We start from the raw sequence: 21437 nt of genomic DNA, 5'->3' as shown, positions 1-21437 counted from the left end.
GTCAGGTGCCGCGCGGCTTTGCCCGCATGGTCGGATCGGCCTCGCGCGGGTCTTCGGGCCAGGGATGGCGCGGATAGCGCCCGCGCATGTCGCGCCGCACATCGGCGTAGGAATTGGTCCAGAACCCCGGCAAATCGGCTGTCACCTGCACCGGCTTGCCGCCGGGCGACAAGAGCGTGATCTTCAGCGGCAGCCGCTTCGGCCCCACTGTCGGATGCACCGTCACCCCGAACAACTCTTGCAGTCGCACCTCGATCCCCGGTGTTTCGCCGTCATAGTCGATGGGCACCCGCCGCCCGAGGGGCGTCTCGAAATGCGGCGGGGCGAGGCGGTCGAGCATCTGCACCCCCTCCCATCCCAGCGCGCTGCGGATCGGCTCCACCAGATCGAGCCCGCGCAGATCGGCCTCGGTGCGCTTGGCCGTCAGGTAGGGCAGCAGCGCCTCGCCCGCCAGCAGTGCGGGTTCCGAGACATCGGGCAGGTCTGCCCCGTCGCGGCGGCAGAGTGCCGCCCGCACCATCAGCCGCCGCGCGGCGGGCGAGGGCGTCAGGCCGATCAGCCGCAGCCCGTCCAGCGCGGCGCGGGCCAGCGCCTCGGGCGGCGCGTCGGTCCAATGGCGGTCGTCCAGCACACAGGCGCCGAAACATTCCTGCCGCCGCGCCACCACGCGGCCCTCGCGTTTGGACCATTCGCAGATGTCGCGCCACACGATCTGATCGCCATGCACCGCGCGCAATTCGGCCTCGGTCAACGCGACCGCCTGCCGGATTGTCGCCTCGCGCAGGTCGCCATCCAGATCGGTGGCGACCAGAAGCCGTGCGCCCGACAGCGGCTGACCGGCGGCCATCGCCGCGCCCTTGCCACCTGACAGCACCCAGCGCGGCGCCTCGCCCTTGCGGCGCAGGCCCACGCGGTCGGGATAGGCCAGCGATGCCATCTGGCCAAGGCTCAGGCCGCGCGGCGCCTCGGGGACGGCGCGGGCCAGCCGCTTTGCCTCGGCCCGGATACGTTCGACCGTGCCGCGATGAACGGCGCGGCCCTCACGCTCGACGCGGCCGGGGTCTTTCACCGCCGCCATGCGCAAGGCCAGATCGGCGGCGGCATCGCGCAGCGGGTCGCGCTCGGCCAGCAGGGCGGCCAGTGTCGCGGCTTCAATCCCGCCGCCCGCGCGGATCAACATATGCGCCAGACGCGGGTGCAAGGGCAGCGCCGCGATCTGGCGGCCGTGATCGGTGATGCGCCCGTCCTTTAGCGCCTCCAACCCGGTCAGCAGCGTCTGCGCCTCGCCCAGCACGCCGGGATGCGGTGGCGTCAGGAAGGGCAGGTCGGCCGAACCCCAGACCGCGAGTTCCAGCGCAAGTCCGGTCAGATCGCCCGCCGCGATTTCGGGCGGGGGAAAGGCGGCAAGCCCGCCTTCCTCGCCCTTCGACCACAGGCGGTAGCAGACCCCCTCCGCCACCCGGCCGGCGCGGCCGCGGCGCTGTTCGGCCTCGGCCCGGGTCACCCGTTCGGTGACCAGCCGCGCCATGCCAGAAGGCGCATCGAACCGCGCTCGCCGCGCCCGGCCGCCATCGACCACCACACGGATGTCGGGAATGGTCAGCGAGGTTTCCGCGATGGAGGTCGCCAGCACCACCTTGCGCAGTCCCGGTGCGGCCGGGGCCAGTGCCGCGCGCTGGGCCGCGAACTCCATCGCGCCGAACAGCGGGCGGATGTCGCAGCCCTTCAGGCCCTTCAACAGCGCCTCGACCCGGCGGATTTCGCCCTCGCCGGGCAGAAAGACCAGCACACCGCCCTCGGGGCATTCCTCCACCGCCTGCACGACCAGCGCCGCCAGCGCCTGATCGAAGCGCGCGCGGGCCTCCAGCGGCCGGGGCAGCCAGCGGGTTTCCACCGGAAAAGCGCGGCCCGCGCTGGTGATCATCGGCGCATCGCCCATCAGGGCGGCCACAGGAGCGGCATCCAGCGTCGCCGACATCACCACCAGATGCAGGTCATCGCGCAGCGCGCCCCGCACCTCCAGCACCAGCGCAAGGCCAAGATCGGCGTTCAGGCTGCGTTCGTGGAATTCGTCGAAAACGATGGCGCCGATACCCTCAAGCCCCGGATCGGTTTGCAGCATCCGGGTCAGGATGCCCTCGGTCACCACCTCGATGCGGGTGGCTTTCGACACTTTCGCCTCGCCCCGGATGCGGTAGCCGACGGTCTGGCCTACCGGCTCGCCCAGCGTCTCGGCCATGCGTTCAGCGGCTGCGCGAGCGGCGAGGCGGCGGGGTTCCAGCATGACGATGCGGCCGGGGCAAAGGCCGGAGGCCAGCATGGCCAGCGGCACCCGCGTGGTCTTGCCCGCACCGGGCGGGGCCTGCACCACAGCCATGCCGCGCGCGGCCAGCGCCGCCACCAGATCGGGCAGGACGGCATCAATCGGCAGGGCGGGGGGCGGCAGAACGGGCATGGGCCCAAGGACCAGATCACCGCGTGCGATGCAAGGGGCGTCAGGGGGGGGCGTCAGGGCCGGGGGCGTAAGGACTGGGCAAGGGTGATCCGCTGCCCTAGGTCATACCGTATGACAATGGAAACGGAGTAACCTGACCTGCCATGACTGACGCCCCCCTGATCCTGTGGTTCCGCCGCGACCTGCGGCTGGCCGATCACCCGATGCTGACCGCCGCGCTGGCCACCGGGCGGCCGCTGATCCCGGTCTTCCTGCTGGACCCCGAGACAGAGGCCATTGGTGCCGCGGCGAAATGGCGGCTGGGACTGTCGGTCGCCGATTTCGCGGCGCGGCTGGAGGGCATGGGCAGCCGGTTGATCCTGCGGCGCGGCGCGGCGCCCGAATCGCTGGCGCGGCTGATCGCGGAAACCGGCGCGGCGGGGGTGATGTGGAGCCGCGCCTATGACCCGGCCTCCATCGCCCGCGATACGGCGGTGAAGGCGATGCTGAAGACGGCGGGGCAGGTGGCCGAAAGCCATCCGGGCTTCCTGCTGGCCGAGCCGTGGCAGGTGGAAACCGGGCAGGGTGGCCCTTACCGGGTCTACACGCCGTTCTGGAAGGCGCTGCGCCAGCGCGACATCGCACCCCTGCTGCCCGCGCCGAAGCAACTGCCGCTGCCCGAAAGCTGGCCCGTTTCGGACCGGCTGGAGGATTGGCAGATGGGGGCCGCCATGCGGCGCGGCGCGGCAGTCTGCCTGCCCCATCAGGCCGTGGGGGAGGCGGCAGCTCTGACCCGGTTGGACGCCTTTCTGGATCAGCGCCTTGCCCGTTATGCCGAGGCGCGGGATTTTCCGGCCACGCCCGCCACCTCGCGCCTGTCGGAAAACCTGACCTATGGCGAAATTGCACCTGCCCGCATCTGGCATGCCGCCATGCACCGGCAGGACGCGGGCGACAGTGGCGCGGGCAAGTTCCTGTCGGAACTCGGGTGGCGCGATTTTGCCTGGCATCTGATCTATCACTTCCCAGCGCTTGCGACCGAGAACTGGCGTGAGGATTGGGATGGCTTCCCCTGGCGCGGCGACAGTGCCGATGCGGAACGCTGGCGCCGGGGCCTGACCGGCGAGCCCTTCGTCGATGCCGCGATGCGCGAGATGTATGTGACCGGCACCATGCACAACCGCGCGCGGATGATCGCGGCCTCTTACCTTACCAAGCATCTGATGACCGACTGGCGGGTGGGGCTGGCGTGGTTTGCCGATTGCCTGACCGACTGGGACCCGGCCTCCAATGCAATGGGCTGGCAATGGGTGGCAGGGTCAGGGCCGGATGCCGCGCCGTATTTCCGTATCTTCAACCCGGCGACGCAGGCGGAAAAGTTCGACCCGAATGCCGTCTATCGCCGCCGGTTCATCGCCGAACTGAGCCGCACCCCGCCGGCCGAGGCGTTGTCCTATTTCGATGCCGTGCCGCGCGCATGGGCGATTTTACCCGATGCCGCCTATCCGAAGCCCTTGATCGCGCTGGACAAAGGCCGTCAGCGCGCGCTGGATGCCTATGCCGCACGAAAGGCTTGAGTGACGGCCGCGCTTGGGGAATCATCGGAACCGCATGATCCGGGGAGATGTAAGGATGACCACCTTGCTGACGACCGAAGGCCAGAACGACCTGCCGCGCTATTTCGCGCAGGTGATGAAGGTGCTGGAAAAGCTGCGTCTGGGGCGGATGGAATTCGTCCTGCCCGATGGCCGTCGCTTTCGGGCCGAAGGCGCCGCGCCCGGCCCGGTGGCCGAGGTGGAGGTGAAGAACCCGGATGTGTTTGCCCGGCTGATCCGAGAGGGCGATCTGGGCTTCTGTGACGCCTATCTGGATGGCGACTGGGATACGCCCGACCTGCAAGCGTTCATGGATCTGGTGCAGGCGCCACCGAACAACGGGGTGAATGACGGTTTTCCGGGCATGGGCCTCGTGCGGTCCTATGAACGGATGCGGCACTGGCTGCGCGGCAATTCCCGGCGGCAGGCCAAACGCAACATCGCCTATCACTACGATCTGGGGAATGATTTCTACCGCCTGTGGCTCGACGATACGATGACTTATTCAAGCGCCCTGTTCCGCAGCGGGCAGGAAAGCCTTGAGGCGGCGCAAGAGGCCAAATACGCCTCGATGTTGCAGCAGATGGGCGCGCGGCCCGGCGATCACCTGCTGGAAATCGGCTGCGGCTGGGGCGGGTTTGCCGAACATGCCGCGCGGGCAGGGATGCGGCTGACCTGCCTGACCATCTCGAAGGAACAGCATGATTTCGCAAAGGCGCGCATCGCCCGCGCGGGCCTCTCCGACCGGGTGGAGATCCGGCTTCAGGATTACCGGGACGAGCGCGGCCAATATGACGGCATTGCTTCGATCGAGATGTTCGAGGCGGTGGGCGAGAAATACTGGCCGGTCTATTTCGGCGCAGTGCGCGACCGGCTGAAACCGGGGTGCAACGCCACGTTGCAAATCATCACCGTGCCCGATGACCGCTTCGTGACCTATCGCAAGACCGTGGATTTCATCCAGAAATACATTTTCCCCGGTGGCATGCTGCCGTCGCCCGCCGCGCTGGCACAGGAAATCGCAGCGGCGGGGCTGGCCTTGAAGGGCCATATCGAATTTGGCGAAAGCTACAGCCAGACGCTGCGGCGCTGGCATGACACATTCAATGCCCGTTGGCCCGAGGTGCGGGCGCTGGGCTTTGACGACCGCTTTCGCCGCATGTGGAACTTCTACCTCACCTCTTGCGCTGGCGCCTTTCACGGCGGAAACTGCGACGTGACGCAGATCACGGTGACGCGACCCGGTTAAGGGGCGCGCGGAAAGGGACAGATGCCGACGGCGGGCAAGCTTCTGGGCGCGATATTCTTTGCGGCGCTGGCCTATCTGGCTGCCGAACTGTTCAAGCCGCTGGTGCCCGAGGGCACCTCTTTCGGAAATTTCAGCTTCTATGTCGCGGCCATCGGTCTTGGCTGCGGCTGGTTCGTGATGGGGCCGCGTGCGCCGGAAGGTGGCATGGCGCAGGCGATCAGCGCCGGATTGCAGACTGCGTTGATGACGGCCTTTTTCGCGCTTCTGGGGTTCGGTATCTACCTCATGCTCGGCAAGGCGCTGCGCAAGATGTACAAAGGCCCGTTCGAGGCGATCACCGGGGTCTTTCAGCTGATGATCGAAAACCTGTTTCTGGTGATCGCCTCGCCGCAGCTTCTGGCGGCGCTGCTGATCGGCGGTCCGCTGTGCGGGATCGCGGTGCACAAGCTGGTGCGGCGGCGCTGATGGATCTGTTCTTCTATGGCACCTTGTGCCACCCCCCGTTGCTGGAGGCGGTGCTGGGTCGTGCGTCAGTCACCGAACCCGCCGCCTTGCCGGGGTATGAAGTGCTCTGGTCCGCCGAGGGCGCGTGGCCGGTGATCCGGCCCGGTGCGGGCGCGGCGCAGGGGCGGCTGATGCGTGATGCCACGGCCGAAGATGTGGCGCGGCTGGATTTCTACGAGGGCGGCTTTGGCTATCGCACCGCCGCGCTGCCGGTCGAGGCGGCGGGGGCTACCACCGCGCTGGTCTATCTGCCGCCTGAGGCCGCGCCGGTGGCGGGGCCGTGGGCGCTGGCCGACTGGGTACGCGACTGGGGGCCGGTCGCGGTGGCGACCGCGCGCGACGTCATGGCGCTGATGGGGCAGCGCGAGGCGGCCGAGGTTGTGCGGCGCTACCGGCTGATGCTGGTGCGCGGCGCCAGCCGGTTGCGGGCCGCCGAGGCCCCGCCGGTCACGCGGCGGCACCGGGCGGAGCCGGGCGATGTGGCGGTGGACCGTTTTCGCCAGCCCTATGCTAATTTCTTCGCCATCGAGGAATATGATCTGCGCTATCGCCGGTTTGACGGTCGCATGAGTGAACGGATCAACCGCGCGGTTTTTGTCTCGGGCGATGCGGTGACGGTGCTGCCCTATGATCCCGTGCGCGACCGGGTGCTGCTGATCGAACAGTTCCGCGCCGGGCCCTATGGGCGGGGTGATCCGCAGCCGTGGTTGCTGGAGGCCATCGCGGGACGTATCGACCCGGACGAGACGCCGGAACAAGCCGCCCGACGCGAGGCGGTGGAGGAGGCGGGCCTGCAACTGGGCGCGCTGGAGAAAGTGGGCGCCTATTACCCTTCGCCGGGGGCAAAAAGCGAATACCTCTATTCCTATGTTGCGCTTTGCGATCTGCCCGACGGGGTGGAGGGCGTGTTTGGCGTGGAAGGCGAGGCGGAAGATATTCGCGGCCACCTTGTCAGCTTTGCGGAATTCATGGCGCTGGTCGCATCGGGTGAGGTGGACAACGGGCCGCTGCTGGTGACGGCGCTTTGGTTGCAGCGCGAAAGGGCGCGTCTGCGCAGAGCGTAGCCCGGTGGCGGATCAGGGGCCGTAGATGCGCCGTTCGGGCGGGTTCTCGTGCAAAAGCGCATCGAGAATGGCCAGAAAGGCGGTTTCCGCCCGGTTCAGGCGCGCACGCGGGTTGCGTGCCAGATAGACGTCGATGGCGGGCGGGTCGTTCTGCGGTGGCAGGCGCCACAGACGCCCCGCGCGCAGGTCCTCCACCACCACATGCAGCGGCAGCGGCCCTATGCCGAGGCCCGCGACGATCATGCGTCGCACTTCCTCCAGATGGGTGGACTGGCCGACCGGGCCGGTGAGACCCGCGCGCAGGCGCAATTCGGTGACGGCGGCCAGCGCATCGCCCATGCGGTCTGTCTGGAAGCTGACGGCAGTGTGGCCGACCAGATCTTCCAGCGAAAGACCCGCCCGGCCATGCAGCGGATGTGGCGGGCCGCAGAACAGGCCGAAGAATTCCCGATAGAACATCTCGGTTTGCAGGTCGCCGCGCGGATCGGTCATCAGACAGATGGCAAGGCTGGCTCGTCCCTCGGACAGCCGCGTCAGCGCCTCGCGCGAGGGCAGGATGTCAATGGACAGCGTGGCCTTCGGGTGGGTGGCGTGAAACCGGCGCAAGGCTTCGTCCAGCACGGGCGAGACGACATGCGAGGCCAGCGCCAGCGTGACTTCGCCCGCGACTGCGCCCGCCGCTTCGGCCATTGCCTCGGCCCCGCGCAGGATGGCGGCGCGCACCGTGCGGGCTTCGGCCAGCAGGGCGATGCCCTCGGGTGTCAGCGCGAAACTGCCTGCGCTGCGGTCGATCAGCCGGTGGCCGGTGCGATCCTCCAGCCGTTTCAGCGCCTGACTGACCGAGGGTTGCTTCAGCCCCAACCTTTCGCCCGCGCGCGTCACCGACCCGGCCTCTGCCAGCGCGAGAAAGACGCGCAGCAGGTTCCAATCCAGATCGCGGGCGAGTTTTTCGGCGGGGCTGAGGCGCATGACATTCACTGTATCAATGATGGGGATTAAAACAATCCATTTGGAGAATGCAGTGCCATGCGCCATCCTCAGGGCGAACCTCGCCCGGAGACTGATGATGAGCCACCTGTTCTACCTGTCCACCGCTGCGCGGCCCGTGCTGGACCGTGCCGAAGGCATCTACATGTGGGATACTTCGGGGCGGCGGTTCATTGACGGATCGTCGGGCGCGATGGTCAGCAATATCGGCCATTCCAACCCCGCCGTTCTGGCCGCGATGCGGGCGCAGATGGACAAATCCACCTTTGGCTACCGGCTGCATTTCGAAACCGAACCGGGTGAGCAGCTGGCGGCCAAGGTTGCCGCGCTCAGCCCGGAGGGGATGGAGAAAGTATTCTTCGTCTCCGGCGGGTCGGAGGCGGTGGAAAGCGCCATGAAGCTTGCCCGGCAATATGCGGTGGTGACCGGGCAGGCTGGGCGCTGGAAGGTGATCTCGCGCTTCCCGTCCTATCACGGATCGACGCTGGGGGCGCTGTCGGTGACGGGTTACGATCCGCTGACCGATCCGTTCCGCCCGATGATGGTGGAGATGCCGAAGATCCCCGCGCCACGCGCCTATCTTGATGGGCTGGACATGGATAACGCCGCCACCGGCGCGCATTACGCAGCCATGCTGGAGGACCGCATTCTGGCCGAGGGGCCAGAGACAGTGCTGGCCTTTATCCACGAACCCGTCGGCGGCGCCTCGACCGGGGCGCTGGTGCCGCCCACGGGCTATATGCAGGCGGTGCGCGCGATCTGCGACAAATACGGGGTGCTGCTGATCCATGACGAGGTGATGAGCGGCGGCGGTCGCGTCGGCACCTTCCTTGGCGGCGACCTTTGGGGCGTGGCCCCAGACATTATTGCGATTTCAAAGGGTTTCGGTGCGGGCTATGCGCCGCTTGGTGCCATGATCGCGCAGGATCGCATCGTGCAGGCGGTGCAGGATGCGGGCGGTTTCCTGCACGGCCATACCTATGCGGGCAATCCGCTGGCCTGCACGGCGGGCCTTGCCGTGCTGACCGAGATCGAGCGGCAGGGTATGATGGGCAACGCGCGCAAGGTGGGCGCTGTGCTGAAGCAACGCCTGAAGAACCTGATGCAACGCTATGGTTTCATTGGCGATGTGCGGGGTGAAGGGCTGCTGTTGGCCTTTGAGTTCGTTGCCAGCCGCGAAACGATGGCGCCGCTGCCGCGCGAGATGAAGGCTTTCGACGATCTGGTCGAGCGCGCTTATGCCGAGGGGCTGATCATCTATTCCCGCCGCACTCGTGGCGGATATGAGGGGGACCATTTCCTTGTCTGCCCGCCGATGATCACCACCGAGGCGCAAGTGGACGAGATCATGGAGAAACTGACCCGCGCGCTGGATGGGTTTGCGGATGCTCATACGGGGGCATTGGCATGAAGATCGTCATCTCCTGCGCCATCACCGGCTCGATCCACACGCCCAGCATGTCGCCCTATCTGCCGTTCCGGCCCGAGGATATCGCCGCCCAGGCGATCGGCGCGGCCGAGGCGGGTGCTGCGATCCTGCACCTGCATGCCCGTGACCCGGAGACGGGCCGCCCCTCTGCCTCCCCGGCGCATTGGAAGGGCTTTCTGCCCGCGATTTCAAGTTCCTGCGATGCAGTCCTCAACATGACCACCGGCGGCTCGGCAGTCATGACGCTGGATCAGCGGCTGGAAGCGCCACTGACTTTCGCGCCGGAAATGTGCAGTCTCAACATGGGGTCGATGAATTTCGCGCTCTATCCGATGGCCATGAAGCCGAGGGACTGGCGGTTCGACTGGGAAGAGCCGTTCCTGCGCACCTCCGACGATCTAGTGTTCAAAAACACCCCGCGCGACATCGCAGGCGTCTTGCAGCGCATGGGTACCGAACGCGGTGCGCGGTTCGAGTTTGAATGCTATGACGTAAGCCACCTTCACATGCTGCGCCACTTCGTTGACCGCGGGCTGGTTGACGGGCCGATCTTCCTGCAGTTCGTCATGGGCGTGCTGGGCGGTATCGCGGCAGAACCGGAGCATCTGATCCACCTGCACCAGACGGCGCAGAAACTGTTTCCGAAGTTCGAATGGTCGGTGCTGGCGGCGGGGCGGCGCCAAATGGAATTCGCCGCCATCGCGGCGGCCATGGGCGGGCATGTCCGCGTCGGGCTGGAAGACAACCTTTACCTCTCGAAAGGCGTGCTGGCGAAATCCAACGCCGAACAGGTTGAAAAGGTGCGCGGCATTGTCGAGGCTCTGGGTCGCAGCCCCGCTACGGCTGACGAGGCGCGCGCGCTGCTGGGCCTCAAGGGGCGGCAGGTCTACGCATGATCCGCGCCGCGACGGTTGAAGATGCCGCAAGGGTCATGGCGGGTCTGCAAGCCCTGGCCGCCGACATGGGTGATCCGTTCCGCACGACCGGGGCGCAGGTGGCTACCGCCCTTGCCAGCGGTGCGATCCGTGCCGAACTGGCCGATCACGGCCTAGCGCTCTGGTCGCCGTTCCTTTCCACCACGCGGGGGCGGATCGGGGCCTATGTCTCAGACCTCTGGGTCGGGGCAGAGGCGCGCGGGCAAGGGCTGGGCCGCCAGCTCCTTGCCGCCGTGCGCAACCGGGCCGAGGCAGAATTCGGTGCCAGCTTCCTGCGCCTTGCCGTCTATGATGACAATCCGCGCGCACGGGTCTTCTATGACCGGCTGGGGTTCACCCCGAAAGCCGATGAAATCTGGCTGACGCTGGAAGGCGCGGCCCTGGAGGCAGTATGAAAGCATTTCTCGATGACCGGCAGGCCGGACATGACCCACAGATGTTCATGGCAAACGGCACCCGGCTGCCGAACCCGGAAAAGCCCGAACGCATCTCGGTGTTGCAAGCGGGGGCCGAGGCGGCAGGCGCCTGTTTTGAGCGCCCGCGCGATTTCGGAATGGGGCCGCTGGCTGCGGTGCATACGGCCGAATACCTCGCCTTCCTGCAAACCATCCACCCGCGCTGGAAACGGATCGAGGGTGCGGCGGACGAGGTGATACCCAATATTCACCCCGACCGCCGCAGCGCCAATTATCCGAAATCCGCTGTGGGGCAAGCTGGATGGCATCAGGCCGATACCGCCTGTCCCATTGCCGCTGGCACATGGGAGGCGGCCTATTGGTCGGCCCAGACTGCGCTGAGCGCCGCTGAATCCATGCTCGCAGGCGAAACCGCCTATGCGCTTTGCCGCCCGCCGGGGCATCACGCCTTTGCCGATCTGGCGGGGGGATTCTGTTTCCTCAACAATTCCGGCATCGCCGCCGAATGGCTGCTGCGCAAGGGCCTGCGCCCGGCCATCCTTGATGTGGATGTGCATCACGGCAATGGCACACAAGGCATGTTCTACCACCGCCGCGACGTGCTGACCGTCAGCCTGCATGCTGACCCCGACCGCTTCTATCCATTCTTCTGGGGGGCGGCGCAGGAACGTGGGGAGGGCGAGGGCTTGGGTTACAACCTCAACCTTCCCCTGCAACGCGGCACCGGCGATGCCGACTATCGCGCGGCCCTCGCCATTGCGCTGGCCCGCATCCGGGCCTTTGGTGCCGATGTCATCGTTGTGGCCCTTGGCCTCGACGCGCATGAGGACGACCCGTTTCAGGGCCTGAAGATCACCACCGAAGGCTTCACCCGGATTGCCGCCGATATCGCCGCCACCGGCCTGCGCCTGCTGGTGGTGCAGGAAGGCGGCTACCTGCAACCGAAACTGGGCACCAACCTCACGGCCTTCCTCAAGGGCCTTGCCTGAGCCTTTATCTTGGCAAAAATATCCTCGGGGGTGAGCCCCGCAGGGGCGAGGGGGCAGACAGCCCCCTCTGCCAGCTTCCTGCGGGCGGCTGGGTCAGATCCGCGGCAGCCGGCACGAGGGGGCTCGATGCCCCCGAGGGCCGGCCCTGCTCTGGCAGCGGTCAAAAATTGCCGAAAACTTGGGCGATGCGACAGATTTGAATTTCCTGACAGGAAGAATATTTGACACATAGGGCAGAATCTCTTTAGCTATCAGGCAACGAGGGCCAGAGCGGCCCCGCGCACCAGCAAGGAGAGCCATATGACCAAACGTGTCGCCGTGATCGGAGCCGGGCCCTCGGGCCTTGCCATGCTTCGCGCCTTCCAGTCCGCCAAGGCCAAGGGGGCAGACATCCCCGACGTCGTCTGTTTCGAGAAACAGGGCAACTGGGGCGGTCTGTGGAACTACACCTGGCGCACGGGTCTCGACGAACATGGCGAGCCGGTGCATTGCTCGATGTACCGTTATCTCTGGTCGAATGGCCCGAAAGAGGGTCTGGAATTCGCCGATTATTCGTTTGAAGAACATTTCGGCAAGCAGATCGCCAGCTACCCGCCGCGCGCTGTGCTGTTCGACTATATCGAGGGCCGGGTGAAGAAGGCCGGTGTGCGCGACTGGATCCGCTTCAACACCACGATCCGCATGGTGCGTTATGACGAGGCGAAGGGCACCTTCACCGTCACCGCGCATGATCTGGAAAACGACCGGATGTATGACGAGGAATTCGACAATGTCGTCGTCGCCTCGGGGCATTTCTCGGTGCCGAACGTGCCGGAATATCCGGGATTCGACAAGTTCAACGGCCGCGTGCTGCATGCGCATGACTTCCGCGACGCGCGCGAATTCGCGGGCAAGGATCTGCTGTTGCTGGGGTCGAGCTATTCGGCCGAGGATATCGGTTCGCAATGCTGGAAATATGGTGCGAAGTCGATCACCGTTGCCTATCGCAATGCGCCGATGGGCTTCAAATGGCCCGACAACTGGAAGGAAGTGCCGAAGCTGGAGCGGGTGGATGAAACCACCGCCTATTTCGCCGATGGCACCTCGAAGAAGGTCGATGCGATCATCCTCTGCACCGGCTACAAGCACCACTTCCCCTTCCTCCCGGACGATCTGCGCCTGAAGACCGCCAACCGTCTGGCGGCCGCCGATCTCTACAAGGGTGTGGTCTGGGCGCATAATCCGAAGATGTTCTACATCGGCATGCAGGACCAGTGGTTCACCTTCAACATGTTCGATGCGCAAGCTTGGTGGGTGCGCGACGCCATCATGGGCCGCATCGCGGTGCCGAGCGACAAGGCCACGATGCTGAAGGATGTCGAGGCGCGCGTGGCGGGCGAGGATGCCGGTCAGGATGCGCATGACGCGATCCATTATCAGGCCGATTATGTGAAGGAACTGATCGCCGAGACCGATTACCCGTCCTTCGACGTGGATGGTGCCTGCGAGGCCTTCTTCGAGTGGAAGGACCACAAGAAGGACGACATCATGGGCTTCCGCAACCACGCCTATCGCTCGGTCATCACCGGGACCATGGCACCTGTCCACCACACGCCGTGGAAGGACGCGCTGGAGGACAGCATGGAAAGCTATCTGCGGAACTGAACCCCCTTTCACCGCAGCACTGGACCCCGGAGGCAGCTCCGGGGTTTTCTTTTTTCGCGGTCCTGAAAAGGGGGGCCGGTCCTCGGGGCATCGAGCCCCTCGGCCCGGCATTGCCATGGGATGCGGGGCAGACGGTGCGGGGGGCGGCCCGCAGGGCGGCGGGAAGGGCGCGTTTTGAGTATTTTGGCAAGAAGCAAGGGGCAGGGGGAGCGTCGGGATCGGGCTTGCGCAAAAGACACCGGCCCCGGCGGGGAGCCGGGGCCGGTGTGTGTGTCTGGGCGGTATCAGACGTCCAGTGTGTTTTCGTGTTCCCAACGCGAGAAATGCGACACGAAGCTGTTCCATTCCTGGTTCTTCAGCTTCAGGTAGGCGGAGGAGAACTCTTCTCCCATCATCGCTTTCAGCGTCTTGTCCTTGTCGTATTCACGCAGCGCATCGAGCAGGTTCAGCGGCAGTTTCGGCGCGCCTTTCACGGTATGGCCCTGCTGATACATGTCGATGTCATAGCGCCGGCCGGGGTCGGCCTTGGTGCGCACGCCGTCAAGACCGGCGGCGAGGATGATTGCCTGCATCAGATAGGGGTTGGCGGCGCCGTCGGGCAGGCGCAACTCGAACCGGCCGGGGCCGGGGACGCGCACCATATGGGTGCGGTTGTTGCCGGTCCAGGTGACGGTATTCGGTGCCCAGGTTGCCCCCGAGGAGGTGCGCGGGGCATTTATGCGCTTGTAGCTGTTGACCGTCGGGTTGCAGATCGCGGCGAGTGCCGAGGCGTGTTTCATGATGCCGCCAAGGAAGTGGCGGCCCTGATCGCTGAGGCCCAGTTCCTTGCTGTCATCCGCGAAGGCGTTGGTCTTGCCGTCGAGGCTCCAGACCGAGATATGGGCGTGACAGCCCGAGCCGGTCAGGCCCTTGAAAGGTTTCGGCATGAAAGTGGCGCGCAGGCCGTGCTTTTCGGCCACCGATTTCAGCATGAACTTGAAGAAGCTGTGCTTGTCGGCGGTGGCGAGCACGTCATCGTATTTCCAGTTCATCTCGAACTGGCCGATCGCATCCTCGTGGTCGTTCTGGTAGGCTTCCCAGCCAAGCTCCAGCATGTAGTCGCAGACTTCGGCGATCACATCGTAGCGGCGCATGACCGCCTGCTGGTCGTAGCAGGGCTTTTCCGCCGTGTCCCACGGATCGGAGATCTGGTCACCTTCCGGGGTCAGCAGAAAGAATTCCGGTTCCACCCCTGTCTTGACGCGAAGGCCTTCTTTGGCGGCCTCATCGACCAGACGACGCAGCACGTTGCGCGGGGCCTGTGCCAGCGGCTTTTCTTCCATGACGCAATTCGCAGGCACCCAGGCGACTTCGCGCCGCCAGGGCAACTGGATGACCGCCTCGGGGTCCGGGACGGCCATCATGTCGGGATGGGCAGGCGTCAGGTCCAGCCAGGTAGCGAAGCCGGCAAAACCGGCCCCGTCCACCGCCATGTCATTGATCGCCTGCGCCGGAACCAGTTTGGCCCGCTGACCCCCGAAGAGGTCGGTGTAGGAGATCATGAAATACTTGACACCCTTGTCCTTTGCCCATTTGGCAAGGTCTTTCACCATCATCTAACTCCCTGTTCTATCTTTTTTTCTCAGAAGCCGCCGTTACGGCCGGGGATCCAGCTGGTCCCGGCCAGCGGCACGCCTGCCATGGCGGCGGATTCGATCGTCAGCGCACAGAGATCCTCGGGTTCGAGGTTGTGCAGATGATTCTTGCCGCAGGCGCGGGCGATGGTCTGGGCTTCCAGCGTCATCACCTTGAGATAGTTTTTCAACCGGCGACCGCCGAGGATCGGGTCGAACCGTTTGAACAGGTCCGGGTCCTGGGTGGTGATCCCGGCAGGGTCCTTGCCCTCGTGCCAGTCGTCATAGGCACCGGCGGTGGTGCCGAGCTTCTGGTATTCGGCTTCCAGCGCCGGATCGTTGTCGCCCAGTGCGACAAGGGCTGCCGTGCCGATGGCCACAGCATCGGCGCCAAGCGCCATGGCCTTGGCCACATCGGCGCCGGTGCGGATACCGCCCGAGACGATGAGCTGGACCTTGCGGTGCATCCCGAGGTCTTGCAGGGCCTTCACCGCCTGCGGGATGCAGGCGAGGATCGGCATGCCGACGTTTTCGATGAATACGTCCTGCGTGGCCGCCGTGCCGCCCTGCATGCCGTCCAGCACCACCACATCGGCCCCGGCCTTCACCGCGAGCGCGGTGTCATAATAGGGGCGGGCGCCGCCGATCTTCACATAGATCGGTTTTTCCCATTCGGTGATCTCGCGGATTTCAAGGATCTTGATTTCCAGATCGTCCGGCCCGGTCCAGTCGGGGTGACGGCAGGCCGAGCGCTGGTCGATGCCCTTGGGCAGGTTGCGCATCATGGCCACGCGGTCAGAGATCTTCTGACCCAGCAGCATGCCGCCGCCGCCGGGCTTTGCACCCTGACCCACCACGACCTCGATCGCATCGGCGCGGCGCAGGTCATCGGGGTTCATGCCATAGCGCGAGGGCAGGTATTGATAGACCAGCGTTTTAGAATGCCCGCGCTCTTCTTCGGTCATGCCGCCGTCGCCGGTGGTGGTCGAGGTGCCTGCCTCGCTGGCGCCACGGCCAAGCGCCTCTTTCGCCGGGCCCGAAAGGGCGCCGAAGCTCATGCCCGCGATGGTCACCGGGATGTCCAGATGGATCGGCTTCTTGGCAAAGCGGGTGCCCAGCCAGACGTCGGTGGCGCATTTCTCGCGGTAGCCTTCCAGCGGATAGCGCGAGATCGAGGCACCGAGGAACAGCAGGTCGTCGAAATGCGGCAGGTGCCGCTTGGAGCCGCCACCGCGGATGTCATAGATGCCGGTGGCTGCGGCGCGGCGGATTTCGGCGTTCACATCGTTGGAGAAGGTCCAGCTCTGCTTGGGCGGGGTATGCGGGAAATCGGTCATTCTGGCGCCTCAGTAGGCCGACGCATTGTCGACGTTGAAATTGTAGAGCTTGCGTGCAGAGCCGTAGCGCTTGAACTCCTCCGGCTTGGCCAGATGATCGGCCTCGCCACGCTTCAGCAGGTCGGCCAGAAGCTCCAGATGTTCGGGGCGCATCTCTTTCTCGATGCAGTCGGCGCCCAGCGATTTCACGCTGCCGCGCACGAAAAGCCGCGCCTCATAAAGCGAATCGCCCAGAGCATCCCCGGCGTCACCCAGCACAACCAGATTGCCCGATTGCGCCATGAAGCAGGACATGTGGCCGATATTGCCATGCACCACGATGTCTATGCCCTTCATCGAGATGCCGCAGCGCGAGGCCGCATTGCCCTTGATGACCAGCAGACCGCCGCGGCCGGTGGCTCCGGCATATTGCGAGGCGTCGCCATCCACGATGACGGTGCCCGACATCATGTTTTCGGCAACGCCGGGGCCGACAGAGCCTTTCACCCGCACGGTCGCCTGCTTGTTCATCCCGGCGCAATAGTAGCCGGTCGAACCTTTCACCGTCACGTCGATGGGCGCATCAAGGCCCACCGCTATGGCATGCGAACCCTTGGGGTTCACCACTTCCCAGGCGGTCTGGTTGGTGGTGCCGTTCAGGCCGTGAAGCGTCTGGTTCAGCGCGCGCAGGCCCTGCGCGGCGAGGTCGAATGTCTGCATGTTCAGCGTTCCCAGAAGTAGACGGTGGCGGGCTCCGGTTCCCAGACGCGGGCATTGTCGATGCCCGGCAGGTTGACCAGTGCGCGATATTCCGAACCGAAGGCGACATACTGGTCGGTTTCGGCCATGACGGCGGGCTTGCAGGCGATCGGGTCGCGCACGACGCCGAAGCCATCCTTGGTGCCCACGACGAAGGTGAAGAAGCCGTCCAGATCGTCCAGCCCCGATTCCAGCGCCTGACCGAGGTTCTGGCCCTCTTGCAGCTTGTGGCTGACATAGGCGGCGGCGACTTCGGTGTCGTTCTGGGTCTCGAAGGTCATGCCCTGACGGATCAGCTCGCGGCGCAGGCCGTTGTGGTTCGACAGCGATCCATTGTGCACGAGGCACTGGTCGGACCCGGTCGAGAACGGGTGCGCGCCCATGGTGGTCACGGCAGATTCGGTTGCCATGCGGGTGTGCCCGATACCATGGGTGCCCTGCATGTGTGCCACGTCAAACCGGGCGGCCACGTCCTTGGGCAGACCGACTTCCTTGTAAATTTCAATGCCTTCACCCGCGCTCATCACCTTCACGGTGGGCGCGATCTCGCGCATGGCGTGGCGAGCGGCCTCCAGCCGGTCAGAGGGCAGATCCAGCACCGCATGGGTGTCCTTCTGCGCCAGTTTCACCGAGGCACCGATGGCCTTGCCCAGCTTTTCGGGCAGATCCGCGAAATCGCGGTCAGGATCGGCCGATTGGACCGTCAGCTTGGCGTGGCCGTCCTTGCCACGCGAATAGATGGCGATCCCGGCGCTGTCAGGCCCGCGATCGGTCATGGTGATGAGCATATCCGTCAGAAGCTCGCCAAGCCGGGGCTCCAGCTTGGGATCCTTCAGGAACAGTCCGACAATACCGCACATGGTGTCGACTCCTTGATGGGCGAATTTCCATCACGCTAGCACCGGATTTTTCACCTTTCAACTGGTAAGAAACAAATTTTCATCCGGGGGAATGGAAGGCGGGAATGACAAGATTGGCGTCGCATTTTTCAGGCGTGAATCACAAAACTGCGCGTTTTTTGATCACTTGTACCCGGCTTCGATGGTTTTCTTGACAGAATGTCGCAGCGCGTGTTTCCTGATGGAAAAAATAATTGCCGGACAGAAAAAGTGCACCCCGCGCAAACCGGCCTTGAAAGGGGACAATAGGGAGGAAGTGACGTGTCTGATCTGACAAGACGGATCGAGGCCATGCACCGCCGTGACGTGACGGTGGCATGGGCTTTCGTTCTGGGGCTTTGGTTCTCCATCATCTTCGTGGCACTGGCCACATGGTCTCTCGCACCCACTGGCGGTGCGCGTATCACCCTGTTGATCGGCGGCGCCATCGTGCTGCTGTTCAACACCGCCGCGATCCTCGCCATGCTGCGGCATTACCGCGAAGACCGCGATTTCATGTATGGGCTGGACATCAAGTTCCTCGATGCCGCCCGCGATGCGAAGGGGCGCTAGGACATGGCGCGTTATACCCCCCCGACACAGGGCAAGCTTGGCCAGATCATCGACGTGATCGTGCTGCTGATCATGGCCATCGGTGCGCTTTACATCCCGCTGTGGATGGGGCTGGCCGGATCGGCCGTGACCTCGGCCGCTGTCGAGAACCCGACATGGGAAAGCCTCGGGCAGAATGAAACCATGGTGGCACAATGGGAAAAGCTCGGCTTTGCCGATGCCGCCTCTGCCGCCGAGATGATCACCGCGCGATTCGACTACAGCTTCTCCATCGGGGCGCTGTTGGCGATGATCGTGGTCATCGTGGGTTATTACGCGATCCTGCTGCGCTTTTCCGAAAAGGAATACCGCGACGTGATCGCCGAGAAGTTCGAGGATTGAGCCATGGATATGTGGAACCTGCTTGAACTTGCGGCCTGGGGCGCTTCGGCGTTGTTCGGGCTGTTCATCGTCATCGACTGGATCAGGACCGACAGCACCTATTCGGAGGAGATTCTGATGTCCTCGCGTGAAGGCGAGCTGGAAGCCATGACCGAAGAAAGCCACCGAGGGTAACATGGCACAGACGGATACAACCGAACACGTCGGCCTTGCCCGCGTGCTGGGCCCTGCCCATGTCTGGGCGCTTGGGGTCGGCATCGTGCTGGTCGGCGAATACATGGGCTGGAACTTTGCCGTCGGCAAAGGCGGGGCCTATGCGGCGCTGATGGCCTGCTGGTTTGCGGGCATTCTTTATACCTGCGTTGCCATGATCGATTCGGAGGTGACATCGACCGTCGCCGCCGCCGGCGGGCAATATACCCAGGCGAAGCACATCGTCGGGCCGCTGATGGCCTTCAACGTCGGGCTTTACCTCGTCTTCGCCTATACGATGCTGGAAGCCGCGAATGCGATCACCGTGGGTTTCCTTGTCGATACCGTCGCCACGATGAGCGGGCATGAGGGCGGGCTGGACCAGCGGCCCTTCATCATCCTGTCGATCATGTTCCTTGCATGGCTGAACTATCGCGGCGTGCTGGCGACGCTGACCTTCAACCTTGTCATCACCGCCATTGCCTTCACCGCCATCATCATCCTGTTCCTCAGCACCTCGGGGATTCTCGGGATGGGCGAGATGAACCACGCGGCGCTGATGTCGGGGCAGGCGGCCATGCCCTATGGCTGGCTGGGTGTGCTGGCGGCGATGCACTTCGGCCTGTGGTATTACCTCGGGATCGAGGGCACCACACAGGCGGCCGAGGAAGTGCGCAGCCCCGCGCGCGCGCTGCCTTTCGGCACGCTGGCGGGGGTGATGACGCTGGCCATTGCCGCGACGCTGACATGGTATGTCTGCGCGGGCCTGATGCCGTGGGAATACCTTGGCCAGTCGGGTGTGCCGCTGTTCGACGCGGCGCGGCTGTCGGGTTCGACCTTCCTGATGGTGCTTCTGGGCATTGGCACGCTGTTTGCCACGCTGGCCTCGGCCAACGGCTGCATCAATGATGCCAGCCGCGCATGGTTCGCCATGGGACGCGACAAGTATCTGCCGGGCTGGTTCGGTGCGGTGCATCCGAAATACCGCACGCCGTATCGCGCGATCATCTTCCTCGTGCCAATCGCGCTGATCTTCGCGCTGGGGGCGCCGCTGGATCAGGTGATCACCTTCTCGATCCTGTCGGGGCTGCTGGAATACACTTTCATGCCGCTGAACATCATCCTGTTCCGGCGCAAATGGCCGCTCGACACCATCAAGCGGGGCTATGAACATCCGTTCCACCCGCTGCCCGCCATGGTGCTGCTGGGGCTGTGCGGTCTGGCCTTCTTCGCGGTGTTCCTTGGCTATGGCACGCAGCTGGTGGCGATGATCGTGTTCTATATCGTCGTGTCGCTGTGGTTCCACTTCTGGCGCTACCGCTTCGTCAACCGGGGGGCGCAGTTCACCATGCCCTGGCCGAAGCCGCGGGGGTATTGATGGCGCTGGGACTTCTGGTTCTGGCACTGGGTGGGGGGCTGGTCTGGCTGGCCCTCCGCCTGCGCGCCGCCGCCGCTGTCCGCGCCACGGCGCGGGCCGGGTATCTCGATGCGATCCTGCCGGAACTGGAAGATGCGCGTCGGGGCAGGGCGCCGACCGGCTTTCCCCGTGTTGCGGGCCGTATGGGCGGGATAGCGCTGGACCTGCAAGCCGTGCCCGACAGCCTGACCTTCCGCAAGTTGCCTGCGCTCTGGCTGCTGGTCACCGCGCTGGAGCCGCTGCCGATCCCGCAGCGCATCCATCTGATGATCCGCCCGCGCGGGGTGGAGCCGTTTTCCAATATCGCGCAATTGCCGGTGCAGACCACGCTTCCACCGGGGTTTCCGGCCGACGCGATGCTGAAAAGCGAGGCGCCGCTGTCGGGGGCAGAGGCGGCATTGCTGCGCCGTCATCTGGACCTGTTCGACGACCCCCGCGTCAAGGAACTGGTGCTGGCGCCCGAAGGGCTGCGCATCGTCTGGCTGGCAGACGAGGCCGAGCGTGGCCGCTATCTGCTGTTCCGCGAGGCGGAACTGGGCCGTGATCCGCTGGCACCGGACGCGCTGGTGCCGCTGGTGGCACGGTTGCGGGCGATCCGGTCCGACGTCCTGCGCGAGGGGATGCGGAAATGCGCCTGAGGCAGGAACCACCGGACCCTCGGCTTGTGATGGCGGCGGCCCTGATCCTGCCCGGATCGGGACAGGTCTGGAATGGCGAGCCGCAGCGCGGGCTGATCTTCCTGTTCTTCATCTTCCTGCTGGGCGGCTTCACAGCCCTGACCGCCGGACCCGAGATTTCCTTCGTCGGGCGCTATGCGGGCGGCTTCTTTGTCTGGGCGATGGCAGCCTTTGACGCCTATCGCCGGGCGCGTGTGCGATTCGAGATCTGGCACCATGCCGCGCGCCGGGCCGCCGCAGACCGCACCCGCCCCTGAACCGGGCGACGGGACAGGGGCGCTGCCCTTTTTTCGGGCGAGCATTCGCTGCCCCCGGCACGCGCGCGGCGATTCAAAGAAAAAAAGTTTCATCTAAAGCAAAAAACACTTTGTCCGGCGGTCAGGCT

The 21437-nt window shown here is 65.1% G+C and carries 21 protein-coding genes; 15 read left to right on the top strand and 6 right to left on the bottom strand.

Annotation, left to right across the window (positions count from 1 at the left end; all coding sequences use genetic code 11):
• Position 1: 1 nt before the first annotated feature.
• Positions 2-2455 (bottom strand): ATP-dependent helicase HrpB, encoded by a 2454-nt coding sequence (gene hrpB / locus D2N39_RS01570; protein WP_119133037.1) that lies wholly within the window; start codon positions 2453-2455, stop codon positions 2-4.
• A gap of 143 nt (positions 2456-2598) precedes the next feature.
• Here hrpB and D2N39_RS01565 point away from each other — a divergent pair, with 143 nt between their 5' ends.
• Genes D2N39_RS01565 through D2N39_RS01550 form a run of 4 tightly spaced genes read left to right on the top strand, consistent with a single transcriptional unit; the run spans position 2599 to position 6846 of the window.
• On the top strand, positions 2599-4011 hold the full coding sequence (locus tag D2N39_RS01565; protein WP_119133036.1) for a cryptochrome/photolyase family protein: 1413 nt from the start codon (positions 2599-2601) through the stop codon (positions 4009-4011).
• 55 nt (positions 4012-4066) lie between these two features.
• Positions 4067-5278 carry an SAM-dependent methyltransferase gene (locus D2N39_RS01560; RefSeq protein ID WP_119133035.1) on the top strand — a complete coding sequence of 404 codons (1212 nt, stop codon included), beginning with the start codon at positions 4067-4069 and terminating at the stop codon, positions 5276-5278.
• 21 nt (positions 5279-5299) lie between these two features.
• Positions 5300-5743 carry a TrgA family protein gene (locus D2N39_RS01555; RefSeq protein WP_119133034.1) on the top strand — a complete coding sequence of 148 codons (444 nt, stop codon included), beginning with the start codon at positions 5300-5302 and terminating at the stop codon, positions 5741-5743.
• Positions 5743-6846, top strand: a complete 1104-nt coding sequence (locus tag D2N39_RS01550; RefSeq protein ID WP_119133033.1) for an NUDIX domain-containing protein — start codon at positions 5743-5745, stop codon at positions 6844-6846. Before D2N39_RS01555 ends, D2N39_RS01550 begins: the two co-directional genes overlap by 1 nt.
• Positions 6847-6858: 12 nt before the next feature.
• Here D2N39_RS01550 and D2N39_RS01545 read toward each other — a convergent pair whose 3' ends face one another.
• Positions 6859-7815, bottom strand: a complete 957-nt coding sequence (locus tag D2N39_RS01545; protein ID WP_119133327.1) for a LysR family transcriptional regulator — start codon at positions 7813-7815, stop codon at positions 6859-6861.
• Positions 7816-7912: 97 nt separating this feature from the next.
• On the opposite strand from D2N39_RS01545, the gene D2N39_RS01540 reads away from it, so the two are divergent.
• From D2N39_RS01540 to D2N39_RS01520, 5 genes are all read left to right on the top strand, one after another.
• The gene (locus tag D2N39_RS01540) at positions 7913-9244 is read left to right on the top strand and encodes an aminotransferase family protein (protein ID WP_119133326.1); all 1332 of its coding nucleotides are present in this window, start codon (positions 7913-7915) and stop codon (positions 9242-9244) included.
• A complete protein-coding gene (locus D2N39_RS01535; protein ID WP_119133032.1) occupies positions 9241-10158 on the top strand; it encodes a BKACE family enzyme in 918 nt (305 codons plus the stop codon). The genes D2N39_RS01540 and D2N39_RS01535 overlap by 4 nt, the downstream gene beginning before the upstream one ends.
• Positions 10155-10592 (top strand): GNAT family N-acetyltransferase, encoded by a 438-nt coding sequence (locus tag D2N39_RS01530; protein WP_108128320.1) that lies wholly within the window; start codon positions 10155-10157, stop codon positions 10590-10592. The genes D2N39_RS01535 and D2N39_RS01530 overlap by 4 nt, the downstream gene beginning before the upstream one ends.
• Complete coding sequence (locus D2N39_RS01525; protein ID WP_119133031.1) at positions 10589-11602, top strand: histone deacetylase family protein; 1014 nt, start codon at positions 10589-10591, stop codon at positions 11600-11602. Before D2N39_RS01530 ends, D2N39_RS01525 begins: the two co-directional genes overlap by 4 nt.
• 300 nt (positions 11603-11902) lie before the next feature.
• Positions 11903-13246, top strand: a complete 1344-nt coding sequence (locus D2N39_RS01520) for an NAD(P)-binding domain-containing protein (protein ID WP_119133030.1) — start codon at positions 11903-11905, stop codon at positions 13244-13246.
• A gap of 284 nt (positions 13247-13530) precedes the next feature.
• On the opposite strand, the gene glnT is transcribed toward D2N39_RS01520, so the two are convergent.
• From glnT to D2N39_RS01500, 4 genes are read right to left on the bottom strand one after another with little or no spacing between them, the layout of a single operon-like run.
• Positions 13531-14838, bottom strand: a complete 1308-nt coding sequence (gene glnT / locus D2N39_RS01515) for a type III glutamate--ammonia ligase (RefSeq protein WP_119133325.1) — start codon at positions 14836-14838, stop codon at positions 13531-13533.
• A gap of 29 nt (positions 14839-14867) precedes the next feature.
• Complete coding sequence (locus D2N39_RS01510) at positions 14868-16196, bottom strand: FMN-binding glutamate synthase family protein (protein ID WP_119133029.1); 1329 nt, start codon at positions 16194-16196, stop codon at positions 14868-14870.
• Positions 16197-16205: 9 nt separating this feature from the next.
• Positions 16206-16895 (bottom strand): GltB/FmdC/FwdC-like GXGXG domain-containing protein, encoded by a 690-nt coding sequence (locus D2N39_RS01505; protein ID WP_119133028.1) that lies wholly within the window; start codon positions 16893-16895, stop codon positions 16206-16208.
• A gap of 2 nt (positions 16896-16897) precedes the next feature.
• Positions 16898-17794, bottom strand: a complete 897-nt coding sequence (locus tag D2N39_RS01500; RefSeq protein WP_119133027.1) for a class II glutamine amidotransferase — start codon at positions 17792-17794, stop codon at positions 16898-16900.
• Between the two features lie 300 nt (positions 17795-18094).
• On the opposite strand from D2N39_RS01500, the gene D2N39_RS01495 reads away from it, so the two are divergent.
• Genes D2N39_RS01495 through D2N39_RS01475 form a run of 6 tightly spaced genes read left to right on the top strand, consistent with a single transcriptional unit; the run spans position 18095 to position 21309 of the window.
• The gene (locus tag D2N39_RS01495; RefSeq protein WP_233557024.1) at positions 18095-18385 is read left to right on the top strand and encodes a hypothetical protein; all 291 of its coding nucleotides are present in this window, start codon (positions 18095-18097) and stop codon (positions 18383-18385) included.
• Between the two features lie 3 nt (positions 18386-18388).
• On the top strand, positions 18389-18766 hold the full coding sequence (locus D2N39_RS01490) for a hypothetical protein (RefSeq protein ID WP_119133025.1): 378 nt from the start codon (positions 18389-18391) through the stop codon (positions 18764-18766).
• Positions 18767-18769: 3 nt separating this feature from the next.
• Positions 18770-18940, top strand: a complete 171-nt coding sequence (locus D2N39_RS23075) for a hypothetical protein (protein WP_199725178.1) — start codon at positions 18770-18772, stop codon at positions 18938-18940.
• A 1-nt stretch (position 18941) separates the two neighbouring features.
• Positions 18942-20336 carry an APC family permease gene (locus D2N39_RS01485; RefSeq protein ID WP_119133024.1) on the top strand — a complete coding sequence of 465 codons (1395 nt, stop codon included), beginning with the start codon at positions 18942-18944 and terminating at the stop codon, positions 20334-20336.
• Complete coding sequence (locus D2N39_RS01480) at positions 20336-21013, top strand: hypothetical protein (protein WP_119133023.1); 678 nt, start codon at positions 20336-20338, stop codon at positions 21011-21013. Before D2N39_RS01485 ends, D2N39_RS01480 begins: the two co-directional genes overlap by 1 nt.
• A complete protein-coding gene (locus tag D2N39_RS01475) occupies positions 21004-21309 on the top strand; it encodes a hypothetical protein (protein ID WP_119133022.1) in 306 nt (101 codons plus the stop codon). The genes D2N39_RS01480 and D2N39_RS01475 overlap by 10 nt, the downstream gene beginning before the upstream one ends.
• Positions 21310-21437 lie beyond the last annotated feature (128 nt).

Source organism: Gemmobacter lutimaris, assembly GCF_003570715.1.
Lineage (GTDB): Bacteria > Pseudomonadota > Alphaproteobacteria > Rhodobacterales > Rhodobacteraceae > Gemmobacter > Gemmobacter lutimaris.
The sequence above is the reverse complement of the archived record's forward strand: the minus strand, read 5'-3'. Positions and strand labels throughout refer to the sequence as shown.